Origin of the sequence: Nonomuraea typhae (genome assembly GCF_009760925.1) — a bacterium.
GTDB lineage: Bacteria > Actinomycetota > Actinomycetes > Streptosporangiales > Streptosporangiaceae > Nonomuraea > Nonomuraea typhae.
This window is the reverse complement of record NZ_VRLV01000003.1, coordinates 71105-92116: the sequence shown is the minus strand read 5'-3', so window position 1 is coordinate 92116 and position 21012 is coordinate 71105. Positions and strand designations below refer to the sequence as shown.

General features: G+C 72.7%; 19 protein-coding genes. 6 read left to right on the top strand and 13 right to left on the bottom strand.

The window, feature by feature from the left end; translation table 11 throughout:
- Positions 1-14 precede the first annotated feature (14 nt).
- Positions 15-2423 (top strand): M20/M25/M40 family metallo-hydrolase, encoded by a 2409-nt coding sequence (locus FVE25_RS12645; RefSeq protein WP_157246731.1) that lies wholly within the window; start codon positions 15-17, stop codon positions 2421-2423.
- A 1-nt stretch (position 2424) separates the two neighbouring features.
- Here FVE25_RS12645 and FVE25_RS12640 read toward each other — a convergent pair whose 3' ends face one another.
- Entirely contained in the window at positions 2425-3009 is a 585-nt protein-coding gene (locus tag FVE25_RS12640; RefSeq protein WP_157246730.1) for a TetR/AcrR family transcriptional regulator, read from the bottom strand.
- A gap of 93 nt (positions 3010-3102) precedes the next feature.
- Here FVE25_RS12640 and FVE25_RS12635 point away from each other — a divergent pair, with 93 nt between their 5' ends.
- Both FVE25_RS12635 and FVE25_RS12630 read left to right on the top strand, forming a co-directional pair.
- The gene (locus tag FVE25_RS12635; protein WP_157246729.1) at positions 3103-4503 is read left to right on the top strand and encodes an MFS transporter; all 1401 of its coding nucleotides are present in this window, start codon (positions 3103-3105) and stop codon (positions 4501-4503) included.
- Between the two features lie 444 nt (positions 4504-4947).
- Positions 4948-5283 (top strand): helix-turn-helix domain-containing protein, encoded by a 336-nt coding sequence (locus tag FVE25_RS12630; RefSeq protein WP_219825469.1) that lies wholly within the window; start codon positions 4948-4950, stop codon positions 5281-5283.
- Here FVE25_RS12630 and FVE25_RS12625 read toward each other — a convergent pair.
- The 6 genes from FVE25_RS12625 to FVE25_RS12600 form a co-directional block, all read right to left on the bottom strand.
- Complete coding sequence (locus FVE25_RS12625) at positions 5278-7551, bottom strand: tetratricopeptide repeat protein (protein ID WP_157246728.1); 2274 nt, start codon at positions 7549-7551, stop codon at positions 5278-5280. The two genes, FVE25_RS12630 and FVE25_RS12625, sit on opposite strands and share 6 nt — an antisense overlap.
- A 206-nt stretch (positions 7552-7757) precedes the next feature.
- On the bottom strand, positions 7758-8036 hold the full coding sequence (locus FVE25_RS12620; protein WP_157246727.1) for a MoaD/ThiS family protein: 279 nt from the start codon (positions 8034-8036) through the stop codon (positions 7758-7760).
- A gap of 31 nt (positions 8037-8067) precedes the next feature.
- The gene (locus FVE25_RS12615; protein ID WP_157246726.1) at positions 8068-9450 is read right to left on the bottom strand and encodes a trehalose-6-phosphate synthase; all 1383 of its coding nucleotides are present in this window, start codon (positions 9448-9450) and stop codon (positions 8068-8070) included.
- An 8-nt stretch (positions 9451-9458) separates the two neighbouring features.
- The gene (locus tag FVE25_RS12610) at positions 9459-10718 is read right to left on the bottom strand and encodes an MFS transporter (RefSeq protein WP_157246725.1); all 1260 of its coding nucleotides are present in this window, start codon (positions 10716-10718) and stop codon (positions 9459-9461) included.
- A 20-nt stretch (positions 10719-10738) separates the two neighbouring features.
- On the bottom strand, positions 10739-11506 hold the full coding sequence (locus FVE25_RS12605) for a beta/alpha barrel domain-containing protein (protein ID WP_157246724.1): 768 nt from the start codon (positions 11504-11506) through the stop codon (positions 10739-10741).
- A 200-nt stretch (positions 11507-11706) separates the two neighbouring features.
- A complete protein-coding gene (locus FVE25_RS12600; RefSeq protein WP_157246723.1) occupies positions 11707-12309 on the bottom strand; it encodes a TetR/AcrR family transcriptional regulator in 603 nt (200 codons plus the stop codon).
- 72 nt (positions 12310-12381) lie between these two features.
- Here FVE25_RS12600 and FVE25_RS12595 point away from each other — a divergent pair, with 72 nt between their 5' ends.
- A complete protein-coding gene (locus FVE25_RS12595; protein ID WP_246266977.1) occupies positions 12382-13425 on the top strand; it encodes an SDR family NAD(P)-dependent oxidoreductase in 1044 nt (347 codons plus the stop codon).
- Positions 13426-13467: 42 nt separating this feature from the next.
- Here FVE25_RS12595 and FVE25_RS12590 read toward each other — a convergent pair whose 3' ends face one another.
- The 3 genes from FVE25_RS12590 to FVE25_RS12580 are packed head-to-tail and all read right to left on the bottom strand — an operon-like array spanning position 13468 to position 15726.
- Positions 13468-14274, bottom strand: a complete 807-nt coding sequence (locus FVE25_RS12590) for a MerR family transcriptional regulator (protein ID WP_157246721.1) — start codon at positions 14272-14274, stop codon at positions 13468-13470.
- Complete coding sequence (locus FVE25_RS12585) at positions 14268-15008, bottom strand: alpha/beta fold hydrolase (RefSeq protein WP_157246720.1); 741 nt, start codon at positions 15006-15008, stop codon at positions 14268-14270. The genes FVE25_RS12590 and FVE25_RS12585 overlap by 7 nt, the downstream gene beginning before the upstream one ends.
- A 43-nt stretch (positions 15009-15051) precedes the next feature.
- On the bottom strand, positions 15052-15726 hold the full coding sequence (locus tag FVE25_RS12580; RefSeq protein ID WP_157246719.1) for a MarR family transcriptional regulator: 675 nt from the start codon (positions 15724-15726) through the stop codon (positions 15052-15054).
- A 184-nt stretch (positions 15727-15910) separates the two neighbouring features.
- Here FVE25_RS12580 and FVE25_RS12575 point away from each other — a divergent pair, with 184 nt between their 5' ends.
- On the top strand, positions 15911-17044 hold the full coding sequence (locus FVE25_RS12575) for a serine hydrolase domain-containing protein (protein WP_219825467.1): 1134 nt from the start codon (positions 15911-15913) through the stop codon (positions 17042-17044).
- Positions 17045-17505: 461 nt separating this feature from the next.
- Positions 17506-17760 (top strand): EcsC family protein, encoded by a 255-nt coding sequence (locus tag FVE25_RS12570; protein WP_157246717.1) that lies wholly within the window; start codon positions 17506-17508, stop codon positions 17758-17760.
- Between the two features lie 7 nt (positions 17761-17767).
- Here FVE25_RS12570 and FVE25_RS12565 read toward each other — a convergent pair whose 3' ends face one another.
- The 3 genes from FVE25_RS12565 to FVE25_RS12555 form a co-directional block, all read right to left on the bottom strand.
- Positions 17768-18196: a pyridoxamine 5'-phosphate oxidase family protein gene (locus FVE25_RS12565; RefSeq protein ID WP_157246716.1), complete on the bottom strand. Its 429-nt coding sequence runs from the start codon at positions 18194-18196 to the stop codon at positions 17768-17770.
- Positions 18197-18297: 101 nt separating this feature from the next.
- Positions 18298-19614, bottom strand: a complete 1317-nt coding sequence (locus FVE25_RS12560; RefSeq protein ID WP_157246715.1) for an amidase — start codon at positions 19612-19614, stop codon at positions 18298-18300.
- A gap of 135 nt (positions 19615-19749) precedes the next feature.
- Positions 19750-20952 carry a glycoside hydrolase family 1 protein gene (locus FVE25_RS12555; RefSeq protein ID WP_157246714.1) on the bottom strand — a complete coding sequence of 401 codons (1203 nt, stop codon included), beginning with the start codon at positions 20950-20952 and terminating at the stop codon, positions 19750-19752.
- Positions 20953-21012 lie beyond the last annotated feature (60 nt).

Below are 21012 nucleotides of genomic sequence, written 5' to 3'. Positions count from 1 at the left end.
ACCGGGAGAATGGGATGACCAAGGCTTTCAGCAGGTCCAGGCCGCTCGCCGCGGCCACGCGTTTCGGCCCGGCGCTCACCGGAGCCACGCGTTCCGATCCGGGGCTCACCAGAGCCGGGCGTTTCGGTCCGGTGCTCACCGAGGTCGCGCGTTGGGGGCCCGCGGTCGCCGTGGCGGCCGTGGCCGCCCTGTCGGCCGCCGCGTTGCGCCCGCCGCGCCCCGTCGGGGCCGGCGCGCCGCCCGGCCGGTTCTCGGCCCGGCGGGCCCGCCGGCACCTGGACGCGCTCGCCGCCGAGCCGCGCCCCGCCGGGTCGCCCGCGGCGGCGCGGGCCCGCGACCACGTCGTCGGGGAACTGCGCGAGCTCGGCTTCGAGGTGGACGTCCAGGACGCGATCGGCGTCAACGACCTCGGGCCCGCCCCGTACGGCCCCCGCTACCTGGGCGCCGGCCGGGTGCGCAACATCGTCGCCCGCTACCCCGGAACCGTTCCCGGGCCCGCCGTCCTGCTCATGACCCACTACGACTCGGTGGCGCACGGCCCCGGGGCCAGCGACGCGGGCGTCCCGCTGGCCGCCCTGCTCGAAGCCGTCCGCGCGCTGCTCGCGGGACCCGCCCCCCGCTCCGACCTGCTGGTGGTCGTGACGGACGGCGAGGAGGGCGGGCTGCTCGGCGGCCGGGCGTTCTTCGCCGAGCACCCGTACGCGGACACGGCAGGCGTGGTGCTGAACTTCGACGCCCGCGGCACCGGGGGACCGGTGCTGATGTTCGAGACTGGACCGGGAAACGGGCCGGTGGCCGGCCACCTGGCACGCTCGTCCGCGCCCGCCTTCGGCAGCTCGACCTTCGTGGAGGTGTACCGTCGGCTGCCGAACGCCACCGACTTCACCATGAGCAGGGAACGCGGCCTCCCCGGCCTCAACTTCGCCAACATCGAGGGGTTCGTCCACTACCACGGCCCGCTGGACGACCTCGCCCACGTCGACGACGCCACCCTCCAGCATCACGGCGAACTGGCCCTCGACCTGGCCAGGCGGCTCACGTCGGCCCCCGTGACCGGGCTGACCGGGCCGGACTCGGTGTTCTTCACCCTCGGCCGGGGACGGCTGGTGCGCTACCCGGCCGCCGCCGCGGGTCCGCTCGCCGCGCTGGCCGCGGCCGTGTGGGCGACCGGGCTGTGGCGCTGGTCCCGGCGGGCCGGGCCGTACGAGGTGGTGAAGGGGCTGCCCGCGCTGGCGGGGAGGCTGGCGGCCGGTGCCGGGGGAGCGGCCGGGCTCGTCCAGGCGGTCGGGCGGGCGCGCCCGGAGTTCCGGCTGCACGGTGACTTCTATGACTCCGGACCGGTCTACGGCGCCGTCTGCGGGCTGAGCGCGGCCACCGGCTGCCTGCCCGGCTCCCGGGGGGCGGCCCGGCTGGCCGCGGCGACCGTGCCCTTGGCGGTGGCCAACGCGGCCTTCGCCGCCCGGCTGCCCGGCGCCTCCTACCTGGCGACCTGGCCGCTGCTGGCCGGAGGCGCCGGGCTCCACCTGCTGGCGTCCGGCTCGCCCGGGGTCCGCGCCCTGGGGGCGGCGGTGGCGGGGATTCCGGCGGCGGGCCTGCTGGCTCCGCTGTCCCGCCTGCTGTTCACGGGGCTGACCCCGCGCATGGGCTGGACCTCGGCGCTGGCCCTGGGCCTGCTCGGGGAGCTGGCCGCCCCCGCCGTCGAGCGCCTTCCTCCCTGGGTACGGCGGGCCGTCGCCGCCCTCGCCGCCGGTGCGGCCGCCGCCCAGGCGGTCCGGGTCGCGCTCCGGGGGTGCGGACCGGAGCGTCCCCGGCCGGAGACCCTGGGCTACCTGCTCGACGGCGACACCGGAGAGGCGCTGTGGCTCAGCACCGACCCCGCGCCCAACGGCTGGACCCGCCGGGCGCTGGGCGCATGGCCGCGGAGCGGCGAACTGGCGCGCTACTTCGCGGGGTGGCGCCGCAGGTTCCTGCATGCGCCGGCGCCGCGGTTGCCGCTGCCGTCTCCCGAGGCCGACATCGTGGACGTCTCCCGGGACGGCGGCGTTCTCCGCGTCACCCTGTGCCTGCGCTCGCCGCGTGAGGCGTCCCAGATCCGTCTCGCGCTGCCCGGCGGCGGTGTGCGGCGCTGGGCCGTGGAGGGCCGGGCCCCGGCAGGGGACCGGGTCGTGAGCTCCGATCCCTGGGAGCTGTGGCTGCACGCCGTGCCGCCGAAGGGGCTGCGTGTCGAGCTGGAGGTGACCGCGGGACACGGGCCGGTGGAGATCGTCGTCGCCGACCGCTCCCACGGCCTGCCGTCCGCCCTGACCGGCCGCCTCCTGGCCGCCGGGCCCGCTCCGGAGGGCCGCGTCCAGGCCGCGTCCTTGCATGTCGAGACCTGGGGGAACGCCACCTGGACGACCCGGCGGCTGACGGTGGCCGGCTGAGCTATCCGCGGCCCGGCCTGCGGCGCCAGCCGTCCAGGACGGCGGCGAGCTGGGACTTCAGGCTCGGCATCAGGTGCCCTTCCGGGGCCAGCGCCCAGTCGATCTGGACGCCGTGGACGAGCGCCGCCAGGACGCGGGCGGCCAGGGCGGGCTTGGGGGCTCCGGGCAGGGCGGCCGTCTCGAGGAGGGCCTGCAGCTCGGCGCGGTAGGCGTCGCGCATGTGGGCCAGCCCGCTGCGGAGCGTGGGATCGCTGATGTCGTAGGCGAGCTGGCTGAGGTGGTTGGCCGTCGTCTCGGGGTCGTCGACGCCCTGCGCGACGACGATCGCGGCGGCGAGGACGGCGGCCACCGGATCCGGCTGGGCGTCGGCCGCCGCGCGCATGCGCTGCCGCAGCGCGGCCGAATCGAGGTCCATCATCCGCAGCAGCAGGGCGCGTTTGGACCCGAAGCGGGTCACCACGGTAGACGCGGCCACGCCGGCCTCGAGCGCCACATGGGCCAGCGTGAACGACTGGCCCCACTGGGCGATCGCGCGTTCGCAGGCGGCGATCAGCTCGGCATCGGAGATCTTCTGCGGTCTTCCCACAGGGTTATTGAATCACGATTCGGAATCGGTTAGTTTATTGAACGACGGATCGGAAATGAGGTCTCAACGTCGACGCGACCGAGGAGGCACCTCATGAGCGAGAAGATGGGTCTGCGCACGGGGTTGGTGGTCGCCGTGCTCTGCGCGGCGCAACTCATGCTCATCGTCGATGTCGTCATCGTCAACGTGGCACTGCCCTCGGTGCGTGCCGAGCTGGAGGTGACGCCATCGTTCCTCCAGCTCACCACGATCGCCTACACCGTCACGTTCGGCAGCCTGCTCATCGTGGTCGGCCGGGCCGGCGACCTCTACGGCCGCCGCAAGGTCTTCCTCGCCGGAGTGGTGCTCTTCACGCTGATGTCGCTGGCCTGCGGGCTCTCGCAGACCGCGTGGCAGCTGTTCGCCGCCCGGGCCGCCCAGGGCGCCGGAGCCGCGCTCGTGTCGGCCAACGCGCTCGCGCTGCTCGTCGGCACGTTCCCGGACGAACGCGTCCGCAACCGCGTGCTCGGCGTGTGGGCGGCCACGCTGTCGGCCGGGGCCATGGGCGGCCAGCTTCTGGGCGGTGTGATCACCGAGACCGTGGGCTGGCGGGGCATCTTCCTGGTCAACATCCCGATCGGGCTGCTCGTGCTGGCGCTGACCGTGCGCCTCGTCCCGAGGTTCGACCCCGTGGGCGGCGGCCGGCTCGACCTGGCCGGCGCGCTCATGCTGACCGTCGCGCTGGGCGGGGGGAGCCTGCTGCTCGGGTACGCCGGGCAGGGCGTCTCCGTGCCGATCGCCATCGGCTTCGTGGTCGTGATCGGCGTGATGGCCGCCTTCGTGCTGACCGAACGGCGTGTCCGCGACCCGCTGCTGCCCCGGCATCTGCTGGCGCGGCGCAACGTCGTGGTCGCCAACCTCATCCTCGCCCTGAACGCGGGCGCGGTGGGGGCGTCCCTGTACTTCACGACGCTGAACATGCAGACGGAGATGGGATACGGCCCGCTCCAGACCGGGCTCGGCTTCGCGCCCATCACCGCCATCGTCCTGCTCGTCTCGTCCAAGGTGGGCTGGCTGATGGAAAAGCTGGGGGCGCGGCTGATGCTCGTCCTGGGCGCGGTCTTCGGGGTCTCCGGCACCGTCCTGCTGGCGCTGAGCAGCGGCGGCGGCAGCTACTGGACGTCGGTGCTGCCGGGACTGTCGCTGGTCGCCCTGGGCAGCGGTTTCGCGTACGCGCCGACGCTCTCGCTGGCCACCGCGGTTCCGGAACCGGATCAGGGCGTGGCCTCCGGCCTCGTCAACACCTCGCAGGAGATCGGCACCGCCGCCGTCCTCGCCGTGCTGGCCGCCGTGGCCGCGGCCGCTGCCACGGGCACCGCGGCGGGGCTGACCAACTACCCCGTGGGGTACTTCGCCGCGGCGGTGGCCGCCGGGCTGGCAGGGGCGATCGCCCTGGCGACTCCGGCCCGCGAGGTCGGGGAACCGGCCGGCGAAACCACCGAGAGCGTTCATTGACGACGAAGGGAATTCCACGGAAAGCCATTCTGTAAATAGCCGTGGATGCTGGCTTCCCCGAAACTCGGGGAAGCCGGTTCTTTTTGCCCGGAAAACCCTTCCCGACCAATTGTGACGGCATTGTTTCCTGAAAGACTCAACTTATCAACATTCCATCTCCCGGATTTCTCTGTCAGGATTCAAGCATGTCGATGACGACGACTGTCGTTTACCGGAAAAGCGCTTACATTGGCCAGGACGGCAAAGGCAGCCCAGCTCAGGACAGGAGGCTTCGCAGTGGCGTCGGCGGGCACCGCAACCGAGATCAAATTCATACGCTGGCCGGCTGAGGCCGAAGTGCGAGAATTCCACAGAAGCGTCGGCACGCCGCGGCTCCTCATTGTCGAGGGTCAGGCATCGGCGCCCGTGTGCTCGGACATATACGAGGACTGGGTACGCGCTCCCGTGAGCAAGGAGGACCTGCACGCGAGAATCGCCGCCTTGCGGGCCCGCGCGGAGGTCTTCGCGCTCCCCGAGATCGACCCCGGCGGCATCCTGCGCTACCACGGCAGCCAGGTCACCCTGTCGCCGACCGAGACCGACCTCGCCAGCGAGCTGGTCGCGGGCTTCGGGTGCATCGTCGGCCGCAACGACCTGGCCGAGTGCCTGCCCGAGGGGTCGCAGAAGTCCAAGCGGAACGCCCTGGACCTGCACATCATGCGGCTGCGCCGCCGGCTCGGCCAGGCCGGGCTGACGATCCGCAACGTCTGGGGCCGCGGCTACATGCTGGAAAGGCTATGACGCCGCTCCCGGGGGGTTCCGGCCCCCCGGGCCCCTCCCCAGCCGGGACCGGACCTCGGCGGCACGCGGGTCCTCCATCGCGTCATACAGCGTCACCGCCTCCGCCCACGCCTCGCGGGCCTCGGACCCGCGGCCGTGGGCGCGTAACACCAGGCCCCGCCGTACCAGAGCGTCGGCCTCTCCGGCGCGCGCGCCCGCCTGCCGATGGGCCTCCAGGGAACGGCCGACGAGGTCCAGCGCGCGCTCGTACTCGTCCCTGGCGAGGTGGACGTCGGCCATCCGCGCCAGCGCGGCGCCCCGCCCGTCGTGTTCGCCCAGATCCTCCAGGACCCGCAGCGCGTCTCCGAGCAGCCGCAGCGCGTCGTCGTAGTGGCGGCGGGCACGCAGGGAGTCGGCGACGGTCATGAGCGCGCGGGCCATGCCGTACCTGTCGTTGAGCTCCTGGAAGCCGGCCAGCGCCGCGCGGGCGTGCCCGGCGGCCGCCTCCTGCAGCCCCTCGCCGGCGGCCAGCAGGCCGAGCCCGGCGCGGGCCCAGGCCACGGCCCTCGGGTCGCCGCCGGGCAGCGCGAGGACCTCCTCCCAGCAGCTCCGGGCGCGGTCGGGGCACTGGAGGCGGCAGTGCGCCTCGGCCAGGGTGACGCCCGCCCAGGCCGTGCCGTACGCGTCCCGGGCGGTCCGCGCGGCCTCCCGCGCCAGCACGGCGGCCTCCAGCCACATCCTGCCGGGCACGCGCAGCAGGCTCAGGTAGCCGCCGAGGGCCAGGAGGAGCCGCCACGCCAGGCCGGACTGGCCGTGGTCCATCGCCAGCCGCGCGACCGGCGCCAGGTTGACCGCCTCGGCGTCGCACCAGCGCAACGCGGCCTGGACGTCGTCGCCGAACAAGGGCGGCACGGCGCCCGGGTCCGGCGGGCGCACCGGCGCCCAAGACGGGGTGACGGCCTCGCTGGCCGCGACGGCGGTCAGCAGGTAGCCGCCCGCAAGGCGACTGACCGCCGCGTCTCGCTCCTGCGCGGACTCGCTGTCCGCGGCGCGTTCGGCGGCGTACAGCGCGAGCGGGCCGCGGATGCGGTACCGGGCGCTCGGGACGGTCTCGACCAGGTTGGCGGCCACCAGGCGCTCCAGCATGTGGCGGCAGGCCACGACCGGGACCCCGGCGAGGGCGGCGGCCGCCTCGGGGGAGAGGTGCGGGCCCTGGTGCAGGCCGAGCAGCCGGAACAGCCGGGCGTCCGGCTCGTCCAGCGTGCGGTAAGACCACTCGAACACGTTGCGCAGCGCGACGGAGTCGTCCGTCGCGAGCCCGTCGAGCCGGTGGCGTTCGTCGGCCAGCTCGCGGGCCAGTTCGCCCACACTGCGATGCGGATGGGCCACGGCTCGCTCGGCGGCGATGCGCAGCGCCAGCGGCAGTCCGCCGCACTGGTCCGCCAGGGCGGCCAGCGCCTCGCCCTCCTCGTCGGCGCGCGGGGCGCCGATCACGTTTCGCAGCACCTCCCGCGCGCTCTCGGCGGTCAGCGGCCCGAGCTCGACGCGTTCGGCCTCGGTGCGCATGGCCAGCCCGCTAAGCCTCCTGCGGCTCGTCACCACGACGCCGCAGCCGCCCGCGCCGGGCAGCAGGGGCTCGACCTGCCGGGACGAGGCGGCGTTGTCCAGCACGACGAGGACGCGCCGCGAGGCCAGCAGGGAGCGGTACAACTTCGCGCGCTGTTCGGCTCCGTGCGGGATGTCCTGCTCGCCGACCCCGAGCGCGATGAGGAAATCCTCCAGCACCCGGCCCGGATCGACCGGCTCGCCTTCCTCCGCGTGCCCCCGCAGATCGCTGTAGAGCTCCCCGTCGGGGAAGGCGTGCAGCTCGCAGTCCTTGATGTCGTGGGCGCACCGGAGCGCGAGGGCGGTCTTGCCCACTCCAGGAGGCCCGTCGACGGCGACCACGACCGGGTCGCGGGCCGGGCCGGTCTCACTCAGCGCCTCGTGCATCATGGCCAGCTCGCGGTCGCGGCCGACGAGCCGGGCGGGAGGGGCGGGAAGCTGCGCGGGCGGGCGGGTGTCCTCCGCCCCGGCCAGCGCGATGAGGTTGCCCTCCGCCTCCAGCGCCTCGTCGCAGCGGCGGGCCAGCTCGCCGGAGGGGGGAATGCCGTTCTTGATCTTGCTGAGCCAGCTCGGGTGGTAGCCCACCAGATCGGCCAGGCCGCGCCAGGACAGGCCGCGCTTCTTGAGCAGCCGCTGGAGTTCCCCGGCGAACGCTGAGGGCGACTGCTGCTGATCCCCGTCCACAGCCACCCCCGTCGAACTCTTCCGCACCGATCGCACCCGGCCCCGGATGAGCGCCTTTGACGCTCCCGGGGCGACCGGCGGGTCGTTCTTGATCGGAAAATCGGTGAAGGTCAAGCCTTCTAGGGGTGGAATATACCGCTCAATATGAGGATTATTCCTGCCTCTATTTCGGGCCTCTTGTTGGGGATATTATCCGCGTCCTAATCTCAGGCCCCGCCGGCCACCGCCGCGAGAATGGTGACGTTGTCCCCTTCGGTCAGCGGCGCGTCCAGGGTCCGCCGGACGGGCACCTGGCCGTCGTTGATGAAGACGTTGATGAACCTGCGCAGCCTGCCGTCGTCCCCGACCAGGCGCCCGCGCAGCCCGGGGAAGCGCCGGTCGAGGTTCTCCAGCAGCTCCGCCACGTCGCCGGCGTCCGCGTGCACCGACCGCTGGCCCCGCGTATACGACCGCAGCGGGGTGGGGATCTCTACGGTGACGTCCATATGCGACTCCTCTGTTGCCGAATGGCGGGCCTCAGCCCGCCGCGAAGACCGCTCGCGCCCACGCGAGCGGGCTCTCTGCCCGGAGCACCTGCCTGCACGCTTCCCCCGGCCCCGTCGCCGGGCCGTCCAGGGCCTCCTCCATCGCCGTGCTCATCTGGTCCAGGTCGAACGGGTCCAGCCCGGTGGCGTAGGGACCGAGCTGGTCGTGCACGCCGGCGTTCACCGACAGCAGGAGCGCGGCGTCGTCGCTCAGCAGATACGCCGCCTCCTTGGCGAACAGGTTCAGCCCGTCGTAGGTGGAGTTCACCAGCGCCGCCCGGCTCATCCCGAGCGCGGCCACGACGCAGTTGCGCGAGTCGTCGCCTGGCCCCGGATAGATCAGCGTGGCCGCCTCGCCGCCGAAGCGCGCGTTGATCCGCTCGACGATCGACTCGGTACGCCGCCGGTAGTCGAGGTGCCGGCCCGCGGCCCTGCTCGGCGTCGTCACCACCGCCGCGAACCAGCAGCGCCCGGCCAGCTCGGGCCGGCGCGCCAGCATCCGCTCGTAGGCCAGGAAACCGCGCGGCAGGTTCTTCCACAGGTCCAGCCGGTCCGCCCGCACCATCATCCGCCGTCCGCCCGCCGTCTCCGCCAGCCTCTTCGCCCAGCGCGCGGTCGCCGGCTCGTGCCGCATGCGGTCGAGCACGTCGTGGTCGACCGGGAACGGCACCGCGACCACTCTGGTCGTACGGCCGGCGCAGGTCACCGTCCGGCCCTCGATCCGGGCGCCGGGCAGGAACCGCGCGCAGCAGGCCAGGAACGCCTCGGCCCACCGCTCGCAGTGGAAACCCACCACGTCACAGCGCAGCAGGCTCTCCAGCAGGCGCGTGCGCATCCAGGCCGGCAGGACGGAGTAATAGTCGGGCTCCACCCACGGCGTGCCCAGGAAGGCGGCCAGCCGGTTGCGGCGCACGCCGAACTCGGCGTCGAAGAACTCCGGCACCAGCATCAGATGCGGGTCGTTGATCAGGACGTGCTCGTCGGCGGTGTTGCCGGCCAGCTCGCCCAGCCGCTTGGCGTACATCCGGTTGACCGTCTCGTACGCCGCCCAGGACTCCAGCATGCCGTCGTCGAAGACCGGCTCGGCGGAGGTGTCGTGCATGTAGTGCAGCAGTCCGAGGAGGAGCCGGATGGAGATCACGTCGTAGTGGTGGTGGCGGACCTCGTCCGGCAGGTCGATCGGGTGCAGCCCGACGCCGTCCGCCAGCCGTACGGGCGAGGTGCCCTGAAGGCCGGGCGGCGCGGTGAAAATCCAGTCGCCGCCACCCTCCTGGAGCAGCGCGACGAGCATCGGGGCCAGGCCGCCCGGCGAGCGCGGGCGCAGGGTCCCGCCGTCCCAGCGAGGACAGGTGTTGCTGCAGGTCAGGAGCTTCACGGTCGGCCTCATTCCGTCCGGCGCGAGCGATGGCAGTAGAGGAGGGCGCCCAGCGAGAGGCAGGCGCCCACGAGTGAGTACGCGGGGTACCCGGCGGCCGCAGTGATCAGGCTCGCGACCGGCGCGCCCAGCATCGCGGCGAGCTGCATGGCCACCTCGCCGGCGCCCTCGGCGTGCGGGCGCAGGCCGTCCGGCACGGCCGCGGCCAGCAACGCGCTGCCCGCGACGATCCCGCAGTTCCAGCCCACGCCGAGGACCAGCAGGTGGATCGCCATGGTGAACGTGCCGTGCGCGCTCACCAGCAGGCCCGTCAGCGACACCGCCAGCAGCAGCACCCAGCCGAGCGTCAGCACGGCGTGCGCGCCGAGCCGGTCCACCAGGTGGCCGGAGATCGGCGACGGGGCGAACATGCCGGCCACGTGCAGCGCGACGATCACGCCGATCGGCTCCAGGCCCTGCCCGCCGCTCATCATGTGGACGGGCGCGACGGACATGAACGCCACCATGACGAAGTTCGCCGCGGCCAGCGTGACCAGCGCCGTCCTCGCCCGGTGACTGCGCAGCCCGCCGAGCACCCGGGCGACGGGGGGCGGCTCCGTCACCGGGCCGGTGAGCGCGGGCGCGGCCCGCCCGAGCACCGGAAACCGGGGGATCGAAGCCGCCGCGAACATCAGCGCCGCCAGCCCGAACGCCACCACGGCGACCAGGTACAGCCCGGTGAGCCCCGGCAGCCCGGCCGCCTCGGCCAGCGCCCCGCCCGGTCCCAGCAGCAGCGGGCTGAGGACGGCGCCGGCCGCGGTCCCCACGAACACCGCGCCGAGAGCGAGACCCCCGCCCTCCGCCCGGCGGACGGCCAGAGCGGCGTAACGGGCCATGAACACCGAGGAGTTGGCGACGCCGAGCACGACGCTGCCGGCCAGCAACAAGGGGAAGGAGCGCGCCACCGCGGCCAGGATGACCACGATCGCCCCGGCCGCGCCTATCAGATAGCCGGCGGCCAGGCCCCGGCCGCGCCGCCCGCGCCCGGCCTCGGCGGAGACGAGCACGGCTCCACCCGCCGAACCGACCACGAGCAGGGCGACCGGAAGCCCGGCAGCCGCACCGGTACCCGCCAGCTCGGCGCCCAGCAGCGCCCCGGCGGTACCCCCTGCGGCGAGGCCGGTGCTGCCCGTCGCCGTCGCGACGGCCAGCAGAGCCAGCACGCCGCGCGGCGAACGCGCAGGTCCCGGGATCTCACGCGGTCCGCGCGCGCCGATCCCGGAGGACACCGCCCTTTCCCCTTCCGCGGTCAGAGGGGGTCGCCCCCCATCGGCCCGGACCGGTAGGTCAGCAGTCCGGACCTGACCGCGTACTTCATCGCCTCCGCGAGCATCAGCGGCCTGTCGGCCCGCACCAGCGCGGTGTTGACCAGGACGCCCGCGGCGCCCATCTCCATGGCCGTCACCACGTGGCGGGACGTGCCCAGGCCGCCTTCCACGATGACCGGAAGGCTCACGCTCTCGATGACTTCGCGAATCGGCCCCGGCTGGGGGATTCCCCAGCCGGACCCGACGGGAGCCGCCATGACCCGCAGCGCCGCGCAGCCCAGGCTCTCCAGCTCCTTGGCGTCGGCGACGTCGGGCAGAATGAACGGCAGAATCTCCATGCCCTCCGCGCGCAGCGTTTCCGCGACGCCGATCGTGGCGTGGTTGTCGGGCCGGTTGCCCGCGCTGCGCACATCGAGCTTCAGCACGCCGATGTCATAGAGGTCGCGCAGCATCCGGGCCGTCTTCAACGCGCTCGCGGCGGAGCGGGCGAAGGACGTGGTCCCGATCCAGTGGTATTCGTCCTCCGGCAACTCCTCCGCCATGTCCGTGAGAAGCAGGCTCGAGCGGTGATTGTCGGGGTCCATCGTGGTGATGAACACATCCGAGCCGCTCGCGGCCAGGATCCGCTGGACGAGGCCCGGGTCGTCGTACTGCTCGATCCCCACCAGCAGGCGGGAGCGGAAGCGGCGCTCACCCAGGACGAGCCAGGGCTCGTCAACTTCTCTGTGCGTTTCGACGGCCTGGGTCATCCCCTCATCCTTTCCTCGGGAAATCGCATCCGGACGGCTACGCTTTCACCTAAACATTCCCGTGGTGCGGGGGACGCATTTCTTTCAGGACCCTTGCGGCCCGCTGTTTTCCGCAGGCGGATGAGGGGATGAGCACGCGAGCGGATTACCCGGATCGGCGGTTCCGGTTGTGAATTTGGCCGAGAGTCAAGCGTGCCCGGTCAGGAGACCGATCGCGCCACCAGGGCCACGGCCTGGCGCATGGCCCGCCGTACCTCGTCGGGTCCGTCGCCACGCTGCAGTGCGGCGAGCGCGGACGTGCTGACCGCGCCCACCATCGCGCCGACCAGGGCGGCGGCGGTGATCGGGTCGAGGTGCTCGGGGAAGGCCCGCCGCAGCGCCTCGGCCAGGCCGGCCTGCGTGGCGAGGTAGCGCTGCAGTATCCGGGCCTGCAGCGCGGGCGCCTCGGCGACCAGCCGCGCCCGGACGGCCGCGAGCCCGTTGGAGAGGTCGTTGCCCCACGCGTCGGTGATCATCCGGTCCATCGCCCGCACCAGCACCTCGGCCAGGCCCTCCTCGGGCCGGCGATCGGCGATCGCCTGCAGCGCCAGGTCGGTGCGCAGGTCGGCGTTGGCCAGGAGCACGTCCTCCTTGGCCGGGAAGTGGAGGAAGAAGGTGCGGGGGGACACCTCAGCCGCGTCGGCGATCTCGGCCACGGTCACCTGGTCGTAGCCCTTGTCCTCGAACAGGCGCACGGCCGCCTCGATCAGCGCTTCCCGGGTGCGCTGCTTCTTGCGCTCGCGCAGCCCGCGTCTCTCCGTCATGTCCGGCACTCTACCGGATTGATGCATACTGTGCATTACTACAGTTACTGCACTCAATGAAAGGTGGTCGTCATGGAGGGACGTGTCGTCCTCGTCACGGGAGCAGGGCGCGGCATCGGGCGGGAGGAGGCGCTGTACTTCGCCGCCGCGGGCGCCAAGGTCGTCGTCAACGACCCCGGCGTCGCCGCCGACGGCACGGGCGGCGACGCCGGGGTGGCCGCTGCGGTCGCCGGGGAGATCGTCGCCCGCGGCGGGCAGGCCGTGGCCAGCACCGACAGCGTCGCCGACTGGGACGGGGCCCGCCGCATGGTCGAGACGGCCCTGCGGGCCTTCGGCGACCTGCACGTCGTGGTCAACAACGCGACCATCGAACGGACCATGGGCCTGGCCGACCTGGGGGAGGACGACTTCGACGACGTCCTGGCCGTCAAGCTGAAGGGCACCTTCGCGGTGACACGCTGGGCGGCCCGCTACTGGCGCGAACGGCACCGGGCGGGGGACCGCGCCGACCGCGCCGTCGTCAACACCTCCTCCGGCTCAGGGCTGCTCAACCCGCTGCCGGCGCAGGCCGCCTATGCGGCGGGCAACGCCGGGGTCGCGGCGCTGACCACCGTGGCCGCCCTCGAACTGGGCCGTTACGGCGTGCGGGTCAACTGCATCTCGCCCTCGATGGCCCGCACCCGGCTCACCGCCGGCGTCCCCGGCATGGGCCAGGAGCCTCCGGCGGGCGGCTTCGACCCCCTGGACCCGGCCGCCTGCGCGCCGGTCGCCGCCTATCTGGCCGGCGAGGACTGCCCGCTCACCGGGCAGGTGCTGTGGGTGCGGGGCGGGACGGTGGCGGTCGGGCACGGCTGGTCCCTCGGCGATCAGGTCGGCAAGGACGGGCTGTGGAGCGTGGCGGAGCTGGCGGCGAAGGTGAAGGAGCTCCGGATGGACGATCCGTTCGACAAGCTCGCCCACGCCCTGAGCGGAGCGCTCGGCGTCACCGGACGCGACCGGCTCCAGGAGATGATCAACACGCTGCTGGACCAGTTCGCCCCGGGCACGTCGGCGAGCGGGCGATCCGCGGGGCCCGTCCGCACGGCTACCACACCGGCAAGAGCGGAGAACTCCTGAAATTCAGCCGGTTCCCGGACGCGCCGCTGGGCGGCAAGGTCCTCAAGCCCGCCCGGCTGGAGGATCTGCGCCAAGACGTAGGCGGTCGTCCCGCTCGAGCCTGGTCCAGCCCGTCCACCCCCGCTGCCGCAGCAGCTCCACCAGCCGGCGGGCCGGCGGCAAGGTGTCGAACACCATCGAGTCCATCAGCCTGACCAGCGATGGCTCGAGGCCGACGTCGTCGATGTAGTCCTCGCCGCGCTCGTCCGCCGTGCGGGTGAGGTAGGCGGCCAGGTCGTCGGCCAGGCCGGCCAGCCGCGGGTCGTCGGCGGTCCAGTCGAGGGCCCGGCCCAGGGTGAGAAAGACGTCGGTGAGCCGCGCGTCGGCCATCTGCTCGCGCTTGCGCGCCATCCACTCCAGGACGCGCTCCGGTGAGCGCGCGGCCAGCGGGATCCAGCCGTCGCGTTCGAGCCGGACGATCCGTTCGTCGACGCCGAGCGCCCGCAGGTGGCCGAGGTAGTCGGTCACCTGCGGCGGCAGCGCGAGGTCGTCCCCGGAGGCCAGCCGGGCGATCCGCCGCCGGTGCCGGCGCCGCTCCCGGATCTCCGCGCGCAGGCGCCTGTCGATGTCCGCGACCGCCGCGGCGAACTCCTCCTCGCCGGCGTGCAGAAGCTCCCGCACCCGCGCGAGCGGCACGCCGGCCTCGGCGAGGGCCCTGATCTTGATGAGCTCGAGTACGGCGGCGCCGCCGTACCTGCGATAGCCGGAGCGGTCGCGCTCGGGTTCGGCCAGCAGCCCCTTGGCGTGGTAGTGCCGCACCGCGCGCACCGTCACTCCGGCGGACGAGGCCAGCTCACCGATGGTCAGCATGGGACCATTCTCCCGATGATCCGGGCGACCTCCGGGGCGTGGGTGAAGACGAGCCGGTGGTCGGCCTCGAGCCAGTGCGCGCGGACGCGCGGCAGCTCCCGGACCAGCCGCTCGACGCCGGCTCGCCAGTTGCGGTTGAGCCGCGCCGCCCACGCGCCGTCGCCGGCCATCGAGCTCGACATGATCATGCGGACGGGCAGGTCGATCCTCCGGTACCGATCGAGGATCCGGGCCCGGACCCCGTCGATCTCGACGTTGAGCTCGAGCATCTGCCGGCCGGTGAGCGGGGCGCCTCGCTCGGACTCCCACAGGGCGCGGAACACGGGCAGGTCGGCCTCCGTGATGAACGGTTCCGGCACCGGGTTCGCCCCGTCGATGAGCACGAGTCCGGCGACGGCGCCGGGATGCCCGGCGGCGTAGTGCACGGCCAGGTCCGCGCCCAGCGAGTAGCCCGCGAGCACGGGCGGGCCGAGGTGTTCCACCGCCGCCGTCACGGCGGCCAGATCGCGGAGGAACGCCGCGAAGGAGTACCCGCCGGCGGCCGAGGCGCGGCCGTGGCCCCGGAGGTCGACGGTCACCACGTGGTGGTCGCGCCGCAGCAGCCCGGTCAGCTCATGCAGGCCGGCCTGCGTCGAGTTCAGCCCGGGACACAGGACCAGCGGGCGTCCCCGCCCGGCGCGAGAGACCGGGATCGCGACGCCGTCGTGGTGGATCGTGAAGTTCCGCGTGGTCATGCGCTTCATGGTGCCGGGTTGACCCTGCGTCAAGGTCAACCCCTCAGGCCAGGAGGGAACGCCACCGGCCGGCCAGTTCCATGATGTCCAGGCTGACACGCTCGAGGTACGCCGCGGTCTTGGCCAGCCGCTGTCCCACCGGGCTGTCGAGCCCGCGCGCCTCGGCCGCCGCCTTCGCGGCCCGCGCCGCCTCGAGCGTCTGCCGCTCGCTGGTCATGATCGCGTGGTACCAGGCGTCGTCGTCGAACACGTAGACGTCGCGCCGCCGCCGCGGATCGCGCTCGCGCCGGATGAATCCGAGCTGGACCAGGTAGTTCACGGCTCCGGAGACGGAGGCCGGGCTGACCTTCAGCCTGTCCGCCAGCTCGGCCGCGGTCCGCCTGCCGTCCTCGGCCAGCATCAGGTCGAGGTGCACGCGGGCGGCCATCTTCGGCGTCCCCGCCCTGATCGCCGTCTCGAGGAGTTCCGCCTCCGCCGCTGCGATCTGCGGTACGGCTCCGCGCGCGGGCGCGGGGGTGCCGCGTTGCGCTCGCCGGATCGTCGCCTGGTGCGCCTGCTGGGCCTGGTAGCCGGCGGGGCCGCCGTTGCGGCTGATCTCCCGGGTGATCGTCGAGGTCGGCCGGTCGAGCCGCCTGGCGATCTCGGCGTAGGTGAGCCTGCCGGCGAGTCCGGCCGCGATGCGCTGACGGTCCTGCTGGGTCAGTCGTCCTCCTGGCATGCCGTCAGTATTGCCTTCGCCGCCAGCCATTGCAACTTGGTGTTGCATTCGAACGCAGCGTCATTGCATCTATTTACCGCTTTCCATCTGGGCTAACGCAGTTTCTGTGATTGACATGGCCGCTGAATGCAACATAGCTTTCGAATCGCACCAAACACGTACTATCGCGAAGCGAGGAATGATCATGAGCACCTCCGGCACCCCCGTGGCCGCCGCCGTACAGGATCGCCCGGAACTGCAGAAGGCGATGCAGACCTTCGTCGACGCCGGTTTCCTCGGGATGCAGCTGCGCGTGACCGACGAGCGGGGCGAGTGGGCCGGCAGTGCCGGGCTGCGCAAGCTGGGCGAGGCCGCGAAGCCCTCGGTGGACGGGCTGTTCCGGGCCGGCAGCGTCACCAAGAGCGTCATCGCGACCGTGGTGCTGCAACTGGTGGCCGAGGGCACGATCGGGCTGGACGAGCCGGTGGCCGGCTACCTGCCCGAGTTCGAGCTGGACCGCCGGATCACCGTGCGGATGCTGCTGCAGCACACCAGCGGGTTGTACGCCTACACCGGCGAGTTCCGCCCCGACGGGTCGGTCGAGCCGGGGATCCCCGGAGGGGGCAAGGACTGGGTGGACGTCCGCTTCAAGACCTATCAGCCGGAGGAACTGGTGCGGTTCGGCCTGTCCAGGCCCGCGCGGTTCGAGCCGGGGACGAGCTGGAGCTATTCCAACACCAACTACACGCTGGCCCAGCTGCTGATCGAGAAGGTCGGCGGCAGCTCGATCGGCGACGAGGTGAAGCGGCGGATCCTGCGGCCGCTCGACCTGCGGCACACGGTTTTGCCCGGCACCACGGACATCCCCGGGCCGCACGCCCACGGCTACTACCGCTACGAGGAGGCCCCCGGCCGGTGGAAGGTGATCGACGTCTCGCGCCAGGACCCCTCCATGACGGCCGGCGCCGGTGACATCATCTCGACCACGAAGGACATGCACACGTTCTTCTCCGCCCTGAACGGCGGCAAGCTCATCCCGGCCGAGCTGCTCACCGAGATGCGCAAGACGCACCCCGAGAGCGCCGGCATCTACGGCAGATACGGCCTCGGGCTGTACGTGCAGGACCTGGGCCCGGGCTGCGGCACCGTCCTCAACCACAACGGCAACGCCACCGGGGGGTACATCGCGCTGATGTACAGCACGCCCGACGGCAGGAAGACCCTGACCGCCTCGATGACCACCGGGGACCGCACGCCCGACCTGGCGGCGTTCCCGAAGCTGCTGGACGACCTCGTCAAGGGGGTGTTCTGCGGCGGGGAGGCCGCGCCGGCCCGGTAGACGGGCCCGGCGCGTCAGGCTGCCCGGTGAATTGTCCCCGTTTATTTGCATATTATGCGATAAATCGGGCTGACAGCTCCTCATGAGGAAATAGTCAAGCTTGTGTACGTGGGCCGGCTTGAATCCCTCGGTTATGGTGCATACCTCGAAACTCGAGGAGGGATGCATGGGCGCCGCGGATCTATTTCTGCAAGCGTTCAACGCCGTCGGGATAGATTCCGGTCTCGCGCGGGACGCGGCCCGGAATTACTCGTCGGTCGGTACCTGGAAGAATTCCCAGGCGGCCCAGACCGCGCTCGTCGGCGGAGCCGCGCTGATCATTCCCGGCGTTCACATCGTCGGCCTGGGAGTGGACCTCACGATGGTGCTCCACAAGATGGCATGGACGACCTGGGGGATCGGCGGGCTGCTGAGCGCGCTGGACGACGGCAAACTCGATCTGGCCCTCACCCTGGGAGGGCGTGAGCAAGGGGGTCGCCAAGGGGTCCGGCAAGATCGTCGGGAAACTGGCCGGCGCCTCGGCCTCCAAGCTCACCACCAAGGCGATGGCGAAGATCAGCCCGAAGGCGGCCGCCGTCATGGCCAGCGGAACCGCGGCGAAAGCCGTACCGATCCTCGGCGCGGTCGCCGGCGCCGGCGTCAACATCTGGATCATCCGCTCCATCGGGTCGGCCGCCGAGAAGTACTACCGGGGCAAGGCGGAGGCGGCGCGCTGAGCGCGCGTCAGGCGGTGAACTCCTTGCCGAAGTCGTAGGTACGCCAGCGTTCCGGCCGCACCCGGACGGTGTGCATCGACCGGATGAAGTCCTCGGCCGAGGTGAAGAACCGCTCGCCCGCCTCAGGCCCCAGATACCGGATGGACCATCCGCGATACTCCTCCAGGCTGGTCGGCTCGTCCCCGACGACCGGCCCCTCGACGGTCACGTACTTGTACGGCATCGCCTCCTGCTGCACCGTGAAGGTCACCCGGCCCGCGGCCCGGACCAGGTCCATCTTCCTGCTGCCGGGACTGGTGGCGAACTTGAGCTCCCCGCCGGGCTCGTAGCTGTACCAGATGGGCACCGCCATCGGTGCCGCACCGTCGGAGCCGGCCACACTCAGCACCCCGATGTGCGTCCCGGCCAGGAAGCTCTCCCGCTCTTCGGCGGTCATGCGCGTCGACATCATGTGCTCCTCAGTCGTTCGTGGATCGACACCGTCATCCTTCTCGACGCCGCGCACGATCGGCTGAGGACTCGCTGGGGGTGTGCCCGCTACACCTGCGCCGCGACCGTGCGCGCGACGTGGAAGAGCTGCCGCTCCGCCCCCGGACGGCAGACCAGTTGCAGGCCGACCGGCAGACCGTCCACCGCTCCGGCCGGTACGGACAGGGCGGGCAGCCCCAGGACGTTCCACGGGCTCGTCAGTGCCAGCAGGGCCGCGCGGACGGGGACCGGCGTGCCGTCGATCTCCGTCTCGCGCTGCCCGAGGAGCGGGGCGGTCAGGGGTACGGCGGGCAAGGCCAGCACCTCGTGGCGCTCGAACAGCGCCCCGGCGGCCTCGGCCAGGCCGGCCCGCGAGTCCACGGCGCGGACGTACCGCCAGCCGGGCATCTCCGCCGCGGCGCGCAGCCGCTGGAGCGTCTCGGGTTCATACAGTTCGGGCGAGGCTTCCAGGCGTTCGGCGTGGACGGCCGCCGCCTCGCAGCTCTGCATGGCGTGGAACGTCTCCCGCAGCGCCTCCACGAGCCCCTCGGCCGGCCGTACCTCCTCCACCGTCCCGGCCGCCGCCCGCGCCAGCCGTACCACCTGCGGATCCACCGCGGACATGCCGGCGGGATCGAGCCACGCCACGCGTGCGCCCTCGGTCGCGGCGCCGCTCTCCCGCCCGCCGGTCAGGCACCGGTAGGCGAGCAGGCAGTCCTCGGCTCCGCCCGCCAGGACGCCCACGTGGTCGAAGCTCCGGGCGAGCGGGAAGACGCCGTCCGCCGGGATCGCGCCGTACGCGGGCTTGAAGCCCGCCACCCCGCAGAGCGCGGCCGGGATGCGGACGGATCCGCCGGTGTCGGTGCCGACCGCGAGCGGCACCAGCCCCGCCGCCACGGCGGCCGCGCTGCCTGCGCTGGAGCCGCCCGTCATCCGCGCCGGGTCCCGCGGATTGCGCACGGGCCCGGTGGCGGACAGGTCCCCCGTGGGACCGTACGCGAACTCGTGGGTCGTGGTCGTGCCCACGATGACCGCACCGGCCTGGCGCAGCCGCGTCACACACGCGGCGTCGGCCGGCGCGACGTGCCCCGCGAAGTGCCGTGATCCCATGGTCATCGGCAGCCCGGCGACCATGACGAGGTCCTTGACCGCGACGGGGATGCCGTGCAGGGGGCCGCGATCGGCGCCGCGGGCGAGTTCGTCCCCGGCCTGCCGCGCCGCGGCGATCGCGCCGCGGGCGTCCACGGTGACGAACGCGTTGAGCTCCGCGCCCGGCCCGGCGATCGCGTCCAGGGCCAGCTCGGTGAGCTCGGCGGGCGTGGTGCGCCCATGGCGCAGGTCCTGGGCGAGGTCGCCGATGGTACGGCCGGTGAAGGGACCGGGCATGAAGGGCCTTTCCACAACATCAGGGCGTCGGGGCAGATCCACTGCTTACCACCCTCGCCGAGGAGCGGCCGCGGTGCCGCGCGGACCTGGAAGCCCGGCCGGCCCGCCGCGGCCCGCGCCCCTGAGCCGATCGGCCTACGGCGCGTCCCCCGGCAGCGTACGGGTGCGGCCGATGGCGCCGAGCCAGGCCGCAGACGGCTTGGGGGTGCGCGCGAACGTCCGGCGGTCCACGTGGATGAGGCCGAAGGTGGGCGCGTAGGTGCCCCATTCGTAGTTGTCCAGGGCGCTCCAGTGGAAGTAGCCCCGCACGTCGACGCCGTCGGCCATCGCCGCGGCCAGCCCCTGGAGGGCGCCGCCGGTATAGGCGATACGGCGGGCGTCGTCGGCGGTGGCGATGCCGTTCTCCGTCACGATCAGGGGTGTGCCGGGGGCGACGGCGGCGGTGTGGCGCAGGGCCTCGCCGAGCGCGGCCGGGTAGTACTCCCAGCCGGTCAGGGTCCGCTCGGCGTCCTGGGGCGCGGGCACGGGGCCGCCGGGGCCGATCCGGGTGCGGGTGTAGGACTGCACGCCCAGCCAGTCGTCGCCGGCCGCCGCCTGGAGGAAGAGGTCCTCGCGGGAGTGGGAGTAGGCGGCGGTGATCTCTTCGGAGCCGGGGAGCGCCTGGTACACCTGGTTGGCCACCGACCAGCCGGTCCGCACGTGCGGGGCGCGGGACTTGACCGCTTCCACGGCACGCCGGTGGGCTTCGGTCAGGCACTCGGTGACCGCCGGGTCCGGTTCCGGCAGGCCCGCCGCGGGCAGGGAGCCGCCGGTGGTGAGCAGGTGGAGGTAGCTCGCCATCGTGGCGATCATGTTGGGCTCGTTGACGGTGCACACGTGCTCGACGCCCTCGGCGTAGACCGGCGCGGCCGCGTCCACGTAGCGGGCGAACAGCTCGGCCGCGTCCGGCGCGCTCCAGCCGCCGCGCCGGGCGAACCACTGCGGTGAGCTGAAGTGGTGCAGGGTCACCATGGGGCGCAGCCCGCGTTCGCGAGCCCCGTCGGCCATGCGGCGGTAGTGGTCCAGCGCGGCCCGGGAGAACTCACCCGGGGCCGGCTCGATCCTGGCCCACTCGATGCTGAAGCGGTAGTCGGTGAACCCGAGGCCGGCCAGCAGGTCCATGTCCTCGCGCCAGCGGTGGTAGCTGTCGCAGGCGTCGCCGCTGGGCTCCTTGATGTGACCGGTGCCGGCGGAGTCGTGCTCCATGGCCCACCAGTCGCTGTTGGTGTTGCCGCCTTCGGTCTGGTGGGCGGAGGTGGAGGCGCCCCAGAGGAAGCCGTCGGGAAGGAGGTTGCGCATGGCGCCTCAGCGTAGCCACGAAAACCTTGGGTCTCAATGGTTTGATGTCGTTAGAATCCT